Source organism: Bartonella sp. AP1QHHD (assembly GCF_042196265.1).
Taxonomy (GTDB): domain Bacteria; phylum Pseudomonadota; class Alphaproteobacteria; order Rhizobiales; family Rhizobiaceae; genus Bartonella.
In genome coordinates, this window is record NZ_JBHIPW010000089.1 from 109,110 (window position 1) to 123,630 (window position 14,521).

Genomic DNA, 14,521 nt, shown 5'->3' on the forward strand with positions numbered 1-14,521 from the left:
AATTCTTATGACTAAATCTTTTATAAAAAAAATATTCTCTTTTAACAAATCTCAAGAGCAAGAAATTGAACAACAGATTTCTATTCCTGATAAAAGCGATATAATAGAAGAAAATAAAGACAAAAATGAAAAGACAAAAAATAATCAAATCTCTATAAACACAGAAAAAGAAGAACAAACAAAAAATCCAGAGTCAATACTTACAAAATATGATGAAAAATCTCCATTTCTAGAATCCCATTCTGATAAAATTCCCTTTTCTGGTAAAATTATTGTCACAGACAACATCCGTGAAAAAAAGAATGAAGAAATTTTATCTGAACCTTCTGTTGAACAAAAAAAGACAGCGTGGTTTGGGCGCCTTAAAAAAGGCCTATCCCTTTCTTCACAACGCCTAAGCGGATCAATTGGCGATCTCTTTGTTAAAAGAAAACTTGATGAAGATACATTGCAAGAGCTCGAAGATATTCTTATCCAAGCTGACATAGGTGTAGAGACGGCAACACGCATCACAAATACTTTAGCTTCCAGTCGTTACGGAAAAAACCTCTCCCCAAATGATATTCATACTATTGTAGCTGATGAGGTCAAAAAAGTTCTGGAACCTGTTGCAATACCATTAGAACTTGATCTCAGCCATAAACCTCATGTTATTTTGCTGGTAGGTGTAAATGGCACTGGAAAAACGACAACTATTGGAAAACTTTCAGCCAAATTAACAGAAGGGGGATTAAAAGTTATGCTGGCAGCAGGTGATACTTTCCGAGCCGCTGCTATTGAGCAATTACACATTTGGGGTGAACGTACCAATTCTCCTGTTATTTCGACAAAATTGGGTGCAGATGCCGCCAGCTTAGCATTTGATGCTTATGAAAAAGCAAAAAAAACAAACAGTGATGTATTAATTATTGATACAGCAGGGCGTTTACAAAATAAATCTGAATTAATGGATGAGTTGGCAAAAATTATTCGTGTTTTAAAAAAACACACCCCCCAAGCACCCCACACAATCCTTCAAACTCTTGATGCAACAACCGGACAAAATGCACTCAACCAAGTAGACATTTTCCGTGATATTGCTGGTGTTAATGGTTTAGTTATGACAAAGCTAGATGGGACTGCACGAGGAGGAATTCTTGTCGCTATAGCAGCAAAATATAAATTACCCGTTTATTTTATCGGTATAGGAGAAGATATTGAAGATCTTCAACCCTTTTCTGCTTCTGACTTTGCCGAAACTATTGCAGGAAAACACGCATGAAACAGCCTTTATCTAATCTTAATTTACACAATAATTCTGAAAAAAAGATGAATAACAATAAAAAAATTTCTCTCTCACCAACACTTAAGTTTCTTTTGGAAATGGGTCCATTGGTTGCCTTCTTTTTTGCCAATTATAAGGGAGAATGGCTGATAAAAAACATTGGATTTTTTCAAAATTTTAGTAAGCCTATTTTCCCTGCAACAGCTATTTTTATGGTGGCTATTATTATTTCCCTAAGCTTATCATGGATCCTTGCAAGACAAATTCCTATTATGCCTCTTATTTCAGGAATATTTGTTTTAGTTTTTGGCTTTCTAACTCTCTGGCTTCATAATGAAACTTTCATAAAAATGAAACCAACAATCATTAATAGCTTATTTGCTTTTATACTTTTTGGTGGGATGTTTTTTAAAAAACCACTTTTACGTTATGCTCTTGATTCTACCTTAAAACTTGATGATTTAGGTTGGCAAAAACTTACCTATCGTTGGGCGTTTTTTTTCATTTTTCTTGCCATTTTGAATGAAATAATTTGGCGTAATTTTAGCGATAATTTCTGGACAAGTTTCAAAGTATTTGGCGTCATGCCTATAACAGTCCTTTTCATGCTTACCCAAATGCCTATAATTATAAAACATTCAAAAGGACTTTTTACAGAAGAGGACAAATCTGATTCTTAAAAAAATCATCACTACCGATTATTTTATAGATTCATCGCCAAACACTGTTCGGGAGAAAAAATATGTTGATTGAACAGTTTATTTGTCGAGAAGACAATTTCGGTGTACTCCTTCATGATGAAAAAAGTGGTATGACAGCTGCAATAGATGCTCCTGAAGGCAAAGCGATTCACAATGCCTTAAAGCGCCGCAATTGGACACTTAACACTATTTTTGTAACTCATCATCATCACGACCATGTAGAAGCCCTATCAGAATTAAAACAAGTTTACAACGCTACGGTTATCGGACCAGAAGCAGAAAAAGAAAAGATCAATCATCTTGATAAAACACTTCAACCTGATGAAAGTTTTTCTTTTGGCTCACACCTTCTTTTAGCTCTTTCAACACCTGGTCATACTCTAGGCGCATTATCTTACTATTTTCCTGAAAAGAATTTACTCTTTGCTGGAGATACACTTTTTTCATTGGGCTGTGGACGTCTTTTCGAAGGAACACCAGCACAAATGCTGAATTCTTTAAAAAAACTTCGTAAACTTCCTGATGAAACACTTCTTTATTGTGGACATGAATATACAAAAAATAACGCTCTTTTCGCACTAACAATTGACCCACATAATAAAAAACTCCACCAAAGAATAGAGGAAGTTTTTTTGCTACGTGCAAAAAACGCTATGACTTTACCAGTAACCTTAGGGCAAGAAAAAGCCACCAATCCCTTTCTCCGCTGGGATGATAGTGTATTGCGAAGAAACCTTGTAATGGAAGAAAAAACAGATGAAGAAGTTTTTGCTGAAGTTCGAAGAAGAAAGGATAATTTTTAACCATGCGTAAGTTCGTATTACGTTTGTTCCTGCTTTTTCTTTTCGTGATACATATTCAACAAACAATGGCAGAGGAAAAGGAAACAGATAATTCTTCTCTTATAGCACCTCTCATTGCAAATTATCCCTTAACGGAAGATTTTCTTTTAAAGCTGGAAAAAATTGAAAAAGAATGTAAAAACTTACTTCCAGAAACAAAAAATAATCTTATAACTTATGATTCTAGTATCCACTCTAGTATTGAAAACTACACTACCTATATTTCTAGTAAACAAAAACTTGTGAATATTTTAAAAGAAAATAATATAACACCGAAAGAGTTTGTTATTGCTCACCTAGCACTTCAAGCGACATTGTATGTACTTACTGATGAAGAAAATTCTACTTATGAAAAAAACTTTTTACCTTCAAGCAATATAGAATTTGCTAAAGAGCATATGTATAGAATAATAAAAATTTTAAAAGATAACTGTTAAAAAACTTTTTAGAACAATTGATTAACTTTGTAAACGCCGACAAATTTCATCTAATTGTTCTAATGAAGAGTAATGTATTTTTAAATCTCCACCTTTTTTACCATGTCGAATAATAACTTTCATTCCTATCACATCTGCAAGTAATTTTTCTAAAGATTTTGTTTCAGCATCTTTCTCCAAATTGGTACGTTTTTTAGTTTTAGGATTAGCTTGCTCATATGCAAGTATTTCTGTTTGACGTACAGAAAGCCCTTCACGAATAATTTTCTCAGCTAAATTTTGTGGGTCATCAACGGTTATAAGACAACGTGCATGACCTGCAGAAAGTTGTCCATCAGTTAAGAATTGTTGTACTTTTTCTGGAAGTTTTAACAAACGAAGCGTATTTGCAACATGACTACGACTTTTTCCTATAACTTGCGCTAAATCTACTTGTGTATAATCATGTTCATTTAGAAGCATCTCATATCCCTTTGCTTCTTCGATAGGATTAAGATCTGCACGTTGAACATTTTCAATAATTGCCAATTCCAAAGCCGTTTTATCGTCCACATCACGAATAATAACGGGTAATTGACTTAAATTTGCACGTTGTGCTGCACGCCAGCGCCGTTCACCCGCAATCAATTCAAACCGATGAGGATGATCTCTTAAAGGTCTCACAATAACCGGTTGAACCACACCGTGTTGACGAATTGATTGTGTCAAATTATCAAGCTCTGTTTCAGTAAAATGACGCCGAGGATTGTGAGGATTACATGAAATAGATTCAATAGAAATAAATCGCTCAGAAATACTACCGGATTCATTTAATTTATCAAAGCTTGATGAACGTGCAATATTGTTGTTTAAATTGATATCTCCAATCAATGCCGCTAATCCACGTCCTAGTCTTTTTTTTGATAGATCATCGTTCATAATTTTGCTCTTTGAATTTTCTTACAAAATTTTTTACATTTTTAAGCAGCAGCACGTGCTTGTTTTTCACGTTGAATCATTTCTGATGCTAGACGCAAATAAGCTTGGCTTCCAGCACATTTAAGATCATAAAGCAATACAGGTTTGCCAAAAGAAGGCGCTTCTGATACTCTTACATTTCGTGGAATAACAGTACGATAAACTTTATCTCCCATAAAAGAACGTACATCTTCAACAACTTGATTTGAAAGGTTATTACGTCCATCATACATTGTTAAAACAATACCTTGGATTTCTAAAGATGGATTAAGTACGGATCGCACTTGTTTTACTGTTTCAAGTAATTGACTTAAACCTTCAAGTGCTAAAAACTCACACTGCATAGGCACTAAAACAGAATCCGCAGCCCCCATAGCATTAAGTGTTAAAAGATTAAGGGAGGGAGGACAATCAATTAAAATATAATTGAATTTTTCTTCCATTTCCGGATCATCATAGAGAGCTTTACGTAAGCGTTGTATGCGATCTTTTGATGAAGAAATTTCCATTTCCACACCTAAGAGATCAAGTGTAGAGGGAACTATATAAAGATTGGGTACGGCTGTTTTTAAAGCCGCCTGTGTAATTGAAACGCCCGAAACCAAAACATCATAAGAAGATAAAGGACGGCTATTACGATCAATCCCTAAACCTGTACTAGCATTACCTTGTGGATCAACATCCATAATAAGGACATTTTCACCAATAGCCGCTAAAGCTGTAGCAAGATTAATTGCTGTGGTTGTTTTTCCGACTCCACCCTTTTGGTTTGCAATAGCGATAATTCGTGTTTCGCTCATTTTGCTCTACCCTCTATATGATCGAATATGAGAAATTTCCAAAATAACAGAATTTTCATCAACTTTACTTTTATGTTTTAACAGATCAAAGTGCCAATTGGCAGAGGCATTTTTTATTTCTGTAGCGTAATCCCGACCTTTTTGCAAAAGAGCTATTGTTTTTTCTGTTAATAAAGGAAAAATGAGTTGTAAAAGAGTATCAAGCGGCGCTAATCCCCGTGCCGTTATAATATCAGATATGGGAATTTTTTGATATATATCTTCAATTCTAGCGTGATAAACCGTTGCTGGAAGATTAAGTTGAGCAATAACTGTTCGCAAAAAAGCAACTTTTTTCCCATTACTTTCAACAAGATTAATATGTGCTGTTTTTTTTTCTTTCAAAAAGATAGCAATCACAATTGCAGGAAAACCTCCTCCTGATCCTAAATCACACCAATGTAAAGAATGAGCATACAAAGGAAAAATTTGTGCTGAATCTAGAATATGTCGTGTCCATAGATCTGGTATAGTTGTAGCAGATATCAAATTAATATGTGTATTCCACTGAAGTATTAAAGACTCAAACTGAATTAAATTTTCCATCGTTTCACGTGAAACAGAAGGAACAATATTTAATAATTGTTGATATTTTTTTTCTGTAGAAAAATTCATTAAGCTGTTTTAGCCTTTTCACGTCGTTGACGTTGAATATGTGTAATAATAAGCGATAACGCGGCGGGTGTCATGCCATCAATTTTTTGTGCATCAGCAATTGAACGCGGCGACACTTCTTGAATTTTTGATTTAAGTTCATTTGAAATACCTGAAATTGCCTGAACATCAAGAGAAGAAGGAATTTCTAAACGCTCATCTCTCTGAAGAGAGGCAATATCTTGTGCTTGTTTATCTAAATAAACCGCATATTGTGCTTCAATTTCTAAAGATTCTGCTGTTTTAGAATCAATTGTTTGTAATTGTGGCCAAAAATTTGAAAGACGCTCTAAGTTCATATGAGGATAAGCAAGAAAATCATAAGCCGAACGCCGAATTCCATCATGATTAACATGTAATCCATGAGCAGAAGCTTCATTGGGTGTTAAAAAAAGATTTTGACATATTGATCGTGCTTGATCAAGCCGTTGTTGTTTTTTCTGATAACATTCCCAACGTATTTTACTCACAATACCCCATTTTTGTGCCAAAGGTGTTAAACGCGTATCAGCATTATCAGATCGTAAAGATAAACGAAATTCAGCACGTGATGTAAACATCCTATAAGGTTCACAAACACCACGTGAAACCAAATCATCAATCATAACACCAATATAAGCAGTAGAACGACTTATAAGTATTTCATCTAATTTACCTACTTTACGTGCAGCATTTAATCCAGCTAAAAGTCCTTGTGCTGCTGCTTCCTCATATCCTGTTGTACCATTAATTTGGCCTGCTAAGAACAAACCCGGTAAAGAACGTAATTCTAAGTTTCTCGTTAATTGTTGTGGATTAACAAAATCATATTCAATAGCATAACCAGGTTGCAAAACTATAGCATTTTCCAATCCTTCAATGGTTTTCAATAGAGAAATTTGTACATCTTCAGGAAGAGAAGTAGAAAGACCATTTGGATAAACAGTATCATCATTTAATCCTTCTGGTTCCAGAAAGATCTGATGTCCATCACGTTCTCCAAATTTCACAATTTTATCTTCAACAGAAGGACAATAACGTGGTCCTAACCCTTCAATATTTCCAGAATATAAAGCAGAGCGATAAATATTCTCGCGAATAATTTGATGTGTTTTCTCATTTGTACGTGTTATTGCACATTCAATTTGTGGTTGTTCAATTTTCTCTGTTAAAAGAGAAAAGGGTATGGGATTTTCATCTGCTTGTTGTTTTTGGAGAGCTTCCCAAGCAATTGTTTTTTTACTCAAACGAGCAGGGGTTCCTGTTTTTAATCGTCCAAATTTTATATGATATTTTTTCAAATGTTCAGCAAGTTTTACACTTGACTGATCTCCCATACGACCAGCAGCCCATGTTTTATTACCAATATGAATAAAGCCATTTAAAAATGTACCTGTTGTTAAAACAACAGCACCAGAAAAAATTGTTCCTTGTTTTTTTAAAATAACACCTGATACACAATTATCTTTAACAACCAGATCAATAACTTCATCCTCAATAAGAGTAAGATTTTCTTGTTCTTTTAATAATTTTTGAATTGCTTTTTTATAAAGTTGTCTATCTGCCTGTGTCCGTGGTCCTCTTACTGCCGGTCCTTTACTTCTATTAAGTAGTCTAAACTGAATTCCAGCAGCATCTGCTGCTCTTCCCATAAGACCATCTAACGCATCTATTTCACGAACTAGATGCCCTTTTCCAAGTCCACCAATAGCAGGATTACACGACATTGTTCCCAGTGCTGATATTTTATGTGTAACAAGCACTGTTTTGGCTCCTACACGTGCTGAAGCTGAAGACGCTTCACAGCCAGCATGACCACCACCAACAATAACAACATCATATGATTGCATTTAATTCATTCCGTAGAAAATATTACAAGGTTTCACGTGAAACAGGATATAAATTACATAATCTTTATAATCTGTCTATGAAATAATCAATGTTTCACGTGAATCATTATTTACCAACACAAAATTCTGAAAAAATAATATCAAGCAAATCTTCAACATCAATATCTCCTGTAATTTTCCCAAGAAAATCACTTGCACAACGGAGATGTTCTGCACGTAAACTGAGATCAAGAGAATGATAATTAAGAGAAAATTCAATCTCTTTAACAGCCTGCTTTAATAATTGAAGTTGCCTTTTACGTGCTGGAACAATATTTCCAATTTCAGAAGCACGATAATGACAAAATGATTCAAGTTCTTTTATAAAATAATCAAAATTTAAACCAGTTAATGCGGAAAATTGTATAGACCAACGCTGATCATTTTTTTTATAAAGATCAAGCTTATTGCCAACACACCATATTTCAGCCGATGTTTCTGGTAAATCAACTTGCGTAGGATTTCCTATATCATAAACCAAAATAACCAAATCAGCTTCCATAACATGCTGTTTAGCAACTTCTATTCCCATCTGTTCTATTTTATTTTCTGTTTTTCTAAAACCAGCAGTATCTGTTAAAAAAATAGGTAAACCACCAAGAATAATTCTCATTTCTAAAGCATCACGGGTTGTTCCTGCTTCTTCCGTTACAATAGCAACAGATCTTCCTGAAAGGCGATTCATAATGCTTGATTTTCCAGAATTTGGAGCACCAGCAATAACAATTTTTAATCCATCACGTAAAATACTCGCACGTTCTCCTTCAGTAATATATTCCCGAATAGAAGTACAAAGATCCTCAACATCTTTCCAAACTTTATCAGATATTGCGTTGGGAATATCTGCTTCATCAACAAAATCAAGTTCTGCCTCAATAAAAGCACGCGCCTTCATAAGCTTATGACGCCAATCACTATAAAGCGTCGTTAAATGTCCACTTGTACCCATAACAGCTAAACGCCGTTGGCTTTCCGTTTCTGCTTCTATTAAATCAGCAAGACCTTCTGCTTGAACAAGATCTAATTTTCCTTCCATAAAAGCACGACGTGAAAATTCACCTGCCTCTGCAATACGGCATCCAGAAAATGTCGATAATTCATCAAGAAAACGATTAACGACTGCTTTTCCTCCATGTAAATGGAATTCTGCACAATCTTCCCCCGTAAAACTATGAGGAGCAGGAAAAAAAACAGTTAAACCAGAATCTAAAAAACTACCATCACGAGCAGTAAGATTTCCATAATGCATAAAACGTGCTTTAGGTAAACGACCACAAAGCGTTTTAACTATATCCACAACATGAGGACCAGAAAGCCGAATGACTGCAACCCCTGAAGGTAACAATCCACTCGAAACAGCAAAGATTGTATCCACAGGTTTTATCCTAATAAAAACTTTAATGACTCTACGTATTCATTGAATCAAAAAATTCACTATTATTTTTTGTTTGCTTTAATTTATCAATCAAAAATTCAATTGCATCTGTTACATTCATAGATGCTAAAATACGACGAAGAACAAAAATTTTGTGTAAATCTTGTCGTTCTACCAGAAGTTCTTCTTTACGCGTTCCTGACTTTAAAATATCCATAGCAGGGAAAATACGTTTATCAGCAACTTTTCGATCAAGAACAATTTCCGAATTACCTGTTCCTTTAAATTCTTCAAAAATAACCTCATCCATACGACTTCCTGTATCAATCAAAGCCGTTGCAATAATAGTTAAAGATCCGCCTTCTTCAATATTACGTGCTGCACCAAAAAAACGTTTTGGACGCTGGAGGGCATTTGCATCCACACCACCTGTTAAAACTTTACCCGAAGAAGGAACAACTGTATTATATGCACGCCCAAGACGTGTAATAGAATCGAGAAGAATAACAACATCACGCCCATATTCAACGAGACGTTTGGCTTTTTCAATGACCATTTCTGCCACTTGTACGTGACGTATTGCTGGTTCATCAAAAGTAGAAGAAACCACTTCTCCTTTTACTGAACGCTGCATATCAGTAACTTCTTCTGGTCGTTCATCGATTAAAAGAACAATGAGATAGCATTCAGGATGATTAGTGGTAATAGAATGAGCAATATTTTGAAGTAAAACTGTTTTTCCCGTTCGAGGAGGAGCTACAATTAACCCTCTTTGTCCTTTTCCCAATGGAGATATCAAATCAATCACGCGTGATGACATATCTTTCTCTGTAGGATCTTGTATTTCCATTTGGAAACGTTCATTTGAATAAAGAGGAGTAAGATTATCAAAGTGGATTTTATAACGAATCTTTTCAGGTTTTTCGAAATTAATTGTATTAATTTTAAGGAGAGCAAAATAACGTTCTCCCTCTTTTGGACTACGTATGGGTCCTTCAATTGTATCGCCTGTTTTTAAAGAAAACGACTGTATTTGTGCAGGTGAAAGATAAATATCATCAGGACCAGGAAGATAATTAGCATCAGCAGATCTCAAAAATCCAAATCCGTCTTGTAAAACTTCAACAACACCTTCTCCTATAATTTCAACGTCTTGTAGAGCAAGTTTTTTCAAGATAGCAAACATTAATTCTTGTTTGCGCATAAGGGAGGCATTTTCAACTTCTAATGTTTCAGCAAAAGAAACAAGCTCAACGGGATTTTTGCTTTTAAGTTCTTGTAGTTTCATTTTTTGCATGAAATATGCTCTTTGTAATTAAGGAGAAGATTGTTCTAAATAATTTATGGAAATTTATGAGTGAAATATTATTAAGAAAAAATATCCTACACTCAATTTTTTTAATCTGCAAGTACCATTTATATGAAATTTGTTCCTGTAATATTAAGTAATTATATGAAAAACTTGAAAAAATATAAAATCCAAATAGTATTTAATTATTTTAATAACAAAAATGTGAGTTAGAATTATAGCATTAATGAAATGCTATTCAAAAGTATTTTTTACAGAAATTTATATTAATAAATCTATATTAAAGAAAGGATTATTCTTATTTATAACTGTGTTTAGTGTGGATTATTATTTATCCTCAATTTTATCCACAGAAGGAACTGAAAAAAGAATAAAAATATCACTATTTTAAAGATATTATCCCCTCTTTTTTTATAAGAGGGATTAAATTATCACAAGCATTTAATTTGTGCATAAAAAAGGAGAATTTTTCATAAATTTTAGTTTTATAAAAAACGGTGAGGATATATACACATGTCTTAACAAGGAGTTAAAATTTTTGTGACAAAAGAAAAAAAATTCTTTCATTTACACATGCTTTCTGATGCAACAGGAGAAACATTAATTTCTGTTGGAAGAGCTGTAGCATCGCAATATGCAATGATTCAGGCAACAGAGCATATCTATCCTATGATTCGTAATAGAATACAGTTACAGAAAGCTCTTAATGAAATACAACAAGAGCCAGGTATTGTTCTTTACACAATGATTGATGAAGAATTTAAACTTCTCCTTCAAAAAAGGTGTAAAAAAATGAAAGTTCCCTGTATTGATATATTGCATCCTGTTTTAAATGCTTTTCAGTCTTACCTTGGAATGCCAACACATTTACGTGCGAGCGCACAACATGATCTTAATGCAGATTATTTTCGCCGTATTGAGGCACTGGATTTTACAATAGAGCATGACGATGGACAGTCTTCCAGTAGCTTATCCGAAGCAGATGTGATCCTTGTGGGAATTTCAAGAACCTCTAAAACGCCAACAAGTATCTATTTAGCAAATCGCGGAATAAAAACGGCTAATATTCCTCTTATTCCTAATATTGATTTGCCAGAATCCCTTTTAGAGGCAAAAAATTCTTTAATTATTGGTTTAATTGCTTCAGCTGAAAGAATCTCACATATCCGCCAAAATCGAGATTTGGGAGAAAGTTTTGCTCTTGATAATTATACAAATCGTATCAACATAGCTGAAGAATTAATCTATGCAAAACGCATTTGCGAACGTTTTGGTTGGCCTATTATTGATGTCACAAGACGTTCTATTGAAGAAACTGCTGCTGCAATATTTGAACTGTTATCACGATTTCGTGAAGGAAATGAGAGAAAATTCTCATGAACGCAGATACTTTAATATTAGCATCTCTTAGTTTTTATCGTGCAAAATTATTAAAAAAAGCAGGCTTAAATTTTTCCATTGAAGGAGCTTCTTTTGATGAAAGAGAAGTAGAAAAAAAAGCAAAAGAAAAAAAACCTAAAGAACTCAGCTGTTTTCTTGCGAGTGCAAAAGCAAAAAATGTTTCAGATCGTTTTCCTGATGCTTTCGTTATTGGTTGTGATCAAGTTCTTGATTTGGAAGGTCAAGTTTTTCACAAAGCAAAAAATATTAAAGAAGCACATCAACGTTTATGTGAGTTATCAGGAAAAGCCCATTCTCTTCATAGTGCAGTAGCTTTATTTAAAAATGGTCAAAAAATTTGGGTTGAAGCTTTTAGTGCACATATGTCCGTCCGTTTACTCTCATCAGAATTTATTGAACGTTATTTAGCACGCGTAGGAAAAGATGTTTTAAACAGCGTGGGAGTATATCAAATTGAAGGAGAAGGAATTCATCTCTTTGAAAAAATTGAAGGAGATTTTTTTACCATTGTTGGTTTACCTTTGCTGCCTCTACTCATAAAACTACGCCACTTAGGAATTATTGATGGTTGACTTAACAATAAAAAAAACAAATTATCCGCGTGCTTTTGTTGTTGGTTCTCCAATTCATCATTCAAAATCGCCAAAAATTCACAATTTTTGGCTTAAACAATATGGTTTACAAGGAGAATATATTGCACAAGAAGTAACATCTGAAGAATTCAGTCATTTTATTGCGTCTTTACAAAAAATAGGCTTTTGTGGAGGAAATGTTACTTTGCCTTATAAACAGGAAGCTTTTCGTTTAGCAGATTATAAAGATGAGAGAGCAACAATGATTGGTGCTGTTAATACACTTTGGTATGAAGGAGATAAGCTTTGTGCCACGAATAGTGATGCCTATGGTTTTAGCGCTAATCTTGATGATTTTGCATCTGATTGGGGAGGGGAAACAGCTCTTGTTTTTGGAGCAGGTGGTGCCGCACGCGCTATCATATATGCCTTAAAAAAACGCGGATTTGAACAGATTTATTTAATTAACCGTACAAAACAACGTGCTGATAATTTAGCTCAGCATTTTGGAAAAATCATTAAAGTTTACGATTGGCATAAAATCCATGAAATACTTCATCAAGTTGATTTGATTGTTAATACAACATCTATTGGCATAAAAATTCCAGAAGAAAAAAGTGATTCTTTTTTTTGCGATTTTCATAAAGCAAAAAAAACGGCGTTAGTAACAGATATTATTTATACACCATTGATAACTCCTTTTTTACAACAGGCAAAGGCTTGTGATCTCAAGACGGTTGATGGGCTTGGGATGCTTCTACATCAGGCTGTTATAGGGTTTGAACAGTGGTTTGGAATAAGACCACAGGTGACAAAAGCGTTACGGACAGCCATTTTAGATGATATGAGTGAAAAAAGAGAATGAAGATCGTAGGATTAACGGGATCAATTGCTATGGGAAAATCAACAGTTGCTGATTTTTTCAAGCAAGCGGGTATTTCTGTTTTTAGTGCTGATGAAGCAGTAAAACAGCTTTATAAAAGTGAGCCAGCTTTGTCATTCATAGAGCGTATTTTTCCTGGTGTTGTTGAAAACGGTGAAGTTAATCGTTTGAAACTTTCTGAAATTTTGATTGATGATAAAGAAAAATTACAAAAATTAGAAAAAATAATTCATCCTTTGGTACAAGAAAAAGAAAGGGAATTTATTGATATAGCGCGTGAACAAGGGAAAAAATTAGTTATTCTTGATATTCCACTTTTGTTTGAAAAAAATGGTGAAAGTCGTGTGGATAGCGTTATTGTTGTTTCTGCTCCACCAGAAATACAAAAAGAACGTGTCATGATTCGCCAAGGTATGAATGAGAAAAAATTTGCCTTTATCAATGCTCAACAAATGCCAGATGAAAAAAAACGAGAACGTGCTGATTTTATTATTGATACAGGGAAAGATTTAGAAAATACCCGTCAACAGGTTTTTGATATGATAAAAAAATTGCTAAAGAATTAAAATCATGCGTGAAATTATTTTTGATACAGAAACAACAGGTTTAGATAAAGAGAAAGATCGCATAATCGAAATTGGTTGTGTAGAAATGGTTGATCGTTATCTCACAGGACGCCAATTTCATGTTTATTTAAACCCTGAAGGCGTTATTATTCCTGATGAAGTTGTAGCAATTCACGGATTAACCAATGAACGCTTGAAAAACGAGAAAAGTTTTAGTGATATTGTTGATGAATTTTTGGAATTTATCAAAGACGCGACAATGATTGCGCATAATGCGAGTTTTGATATTGGTTTTATTAATGCAGAATTAAAACGCGTCAACAAACCGCTTATCAGTGTTGATAATATTCTTGATACATTGGCTATGGCGCGGCGTAAATTTCCTATGGGTCCTAATTCTCTTGATATTTTATGCAAACGTTTTGGAATTGATAACAGCCATCGTGTTCTTCATGGTGCTTTGCTTGATGCAGAGATTCTAGCTGATGTTTATATTGAGCTCATCGGTGGAAAGCAAGGTGTATTGGGTTTTGATAACAGAAGGGGTATTGATGAACATATCCAGAACGATAAAGATACATCTTATGCCGTTAAAATTCGCCCACAGGTTTTACCTTCAAGATTGAGTACGCAAGAAAAAAAGTTACACGCTGATTTTATCTACAAAATGGGTGAAAAAGCTCTGTGGAAAAACTTCAAAATTCATGAATAACATCATCTTTTATCTAAAAGAGTCACGATTGAAATTAAAGAATATAGATGTCAAAAAAAACGGTCGTTGTGGGGAGGGGAACACCACAACGACCCTGTCGCTACATCGTACCTCAGCTATCATAGGAGGAGCAAAATGAAA

Annotated in this window: 15 protein-coding genes; 9 read left to right on the top strand and 6 right to left on the bottom strand. The window is 34.2% G+C overall.

Annotated features, from left to right (window positions below; translation table 11 throughout):
- Nucleotides 1-7 precede the first annotated feature (7 nt).
- The 4 genes from ftsY (at nucleotide 8) to ACFIME_RS07940 (ending at nucleotide 3,244) form a co-directional block, all read left to right on the top strand.
- Entirely contained in the window at nucleotides 8-1,261 is a 1,254-nt protein-coding gene (ftsY, locus tag ACFIME_RS07925) for a signal recognition particle-docking protein FtsY (protein ID WP_375612760.1), read from the top strand.
- Nucleotides 1,258-1,944, top strand: a complete 687-nt coding sequence (locus ACFIME_RS07930; RefSeq protein WP_375620900.1) for a septation protein A — start codon at nucleotides 1,258-1,260, stop codon at nucleotides 1,942-1,944. Before ftsY ends, ACFIME_RS07930 begins: the two co-directional genes overlap by 4 nt.
- A gap of 62 nt (nucleotides 1,945-2,006) precedes the next feature.
- On the top strand, nucleotides 2,007-2,768 hold the full coding sequence (gene gloB, locus ACFIME_RS07935) for a hydroxyacylglutathione hydrolase (protein ID WP_375684766.1): 762 nt from the start codon (nucleotides 2,007-2,009) through the stop codon (nucleotides 2,766-2,768).
- A 2-nt stretch (nucleotides 2,769-2,770) separates the two neighbouring features.
- A complete protein-coding gene (locus tag ACFIME_RS07940) occupies nucleotides 2,771-3,244 on the top strand; it encodes a hypothetical protein (RefSeq protein WP_375684767.1) in 474 nt (157 codons plus the stop codon).
- 21 nt (nucleotides 3,245-3,265) lie between these two features.
- Here ACFIME_RS07940 and ACFIME_RS07945 read toward each other — a convergent pair whose 3' ends face one another.
- The 6 genes from ACFIME_RS07945 to rho all read right to left on the bottom strand — a co-directional run bounded on the left by ACFIME_RS07945 (nucleotide 3,266) and on the right by rho (nucleotide 10,234).
- A complete protein-coding gene (locus ACFIME_RS07945) occupies nucleotides 3,266-4,162 on the bottom strand; it encodes a ParB/RepB/Spo0J family partition protein (protein WP_375684768.1) in 897 nt (298 codons plus the stop codon).
- A 41-nt stretch (nucleotides 4,163-4,203) separates the two neighbouring features.
- Nucleotides 4,204-5,001, bottom strand: a complete 798-nt coding sequence (locus ACFIME_RS07950) for a ParA family protein (RefSeq protein ID WP_375617447.1) — start codon at nucleotides 4,999-5,001, stop codon at nucleotides 4,204-4,206.
- Between the two features lie 6 nt (nucleotides 5,002-5,007).
- Entirely contained in the window at nucleotides 5,008-5,655 is a 648-nt protein-coding gene (gene rsmG, locus ACFIME_RS07955; protein ID WP_375654813.1) for a 16S rRNA (guanine(527)-N(7))-methyltransferase RsmG, read from the bottom strand.
- Complete coding sequence (gene mnmG, locus ACFIME_RS07960; RefSeq protein WP_375662012.1) at nucleotides 5,655-7,523, bottom strand: tRNA uridine-5-carboxymethylaminomethyl(34) synthesis enzyme MnmG; 1,869 nt, start codon at nucleotides 7,521-7,523, stop codon at nucleotides 5,655-5,657. Before mnmG ends, rsmG begins: the two co-directional genes overlap by 1 nt.
- A gap of 106 nt (nucleotides 7,524-7,629) precedes the next feature.
- Nucleotides 7,630-8,937 carry a tRNA uridine-5-carboxymethylaminomethyl(34) synthesis GTPase MnmE gene (mnmE, locus tag ACFIME_RS07965; protein WP_375684769.1) on the bottom strand — a complete coding sequence of 436 codons (1,308 nt, stop codon included), beginning with the start codon at nucleotides 8,935-8,937 and terminating at the stop codon, nucleotides 7,630-7,632.
- Nucleotides 8,938-8,968: 31 nt separating this feature from the next.
- On the bottom strand, nucleotides 8,969-10,234 hold the full coding sequence (gene rho / locus ACFIME_RS07970) for a transcription termination factor Rho (protein ID WP_015857121.1): 1,266 nt from the start codon (nucleotides 10,232-10,234) through the stop codon (nucleotides 8,969-8,971).
- Nucleotides 10,235-10,786: 552 nt separating this feature from the next.
- On the opposite strand from rho, the gene ACFIME_RS07975 reads away from it, so the two are divergent.
- The 5 genes from ACFIME_RS07975 to dnaQ are packed head-to-tail and all read left to right on the top strand — an operon-like array spanning nucleotide 10,787 to nucleotide 14,380.
- Nucleotides 10,787-11,626 (top strand): pyruvate, water dikinase regulatory protein, encoded by an 840-nt coding sequence (locus tag ACFIME_RS07975; RefSeq protein ID WP_375617451.1) that lies wholly within the window; start codon nucleotides 10,787-10,789, stop codon nucleotides 11,624-11,626.
- Nucleotides 11,623-12,219, top strand: coding sequence for a Maf family nucleotide pyrophosphatase (locus ACFIME_RS07980; RefSeq protein ID WP_375617452.1), 597 nt, complete (start codon nucleotides 11,623-11,625; stop codon nucleotides 12,217-12,219). The genes ACFIME_RS07975 and ACFIME_RS07980 overlap by 4 nt, the downstream gene beginning before the upstream one ends.
- Nucleotides 12,212-13,084: a shikimate dehydrogenase gene (locus ACFIME_RS07985; RefSeq protein ID WP_375684770.1), complete on the top strand. Its 873-nt coding sequence runs from the start codon at nucleotides 12,212-12,214 to the stop codon at nucleotides 13,082-13,084. Before ACFIME_RS07980 ends, ACFIME_RS07985 begins: the two co-directional genes overlap by 8 nt.
- On the top strand, nucleotides 13,081-13,668 hold the full coding sequence (coaE, locus tag ACFIME_RS07990; RefSeq protein ID WP_375684771.1) for a dephospho-CoA kinase: 588 nt from the start codon (nucleotides 13,081-13,083) through the stop codon (nucleotides 13,666-13,668). Before ACFIME_RS07985 ends, coaE begins: the two co-directional genes overlap by 4 nt.
- A gap of 4 nt (nucleotides 13,669-13,672) precedes the next feature.
- The gene (gene dnaQ, locus ACFIME_RS07995) at nucleotides 13,673-14,380 is read left to right on the top strand and encodes a DNA polymerase III subunit epsilon (RefSeq protein ID WP_375662008.1); all 708 of its coding nucleotides are present in this window, start codon (nucleotides 13,673-13,675) and stop codon (nucleotides 14,378-14,380) included.
- Nucleotides 14,381-14,521: the final 141 nt, after the last annotated feature.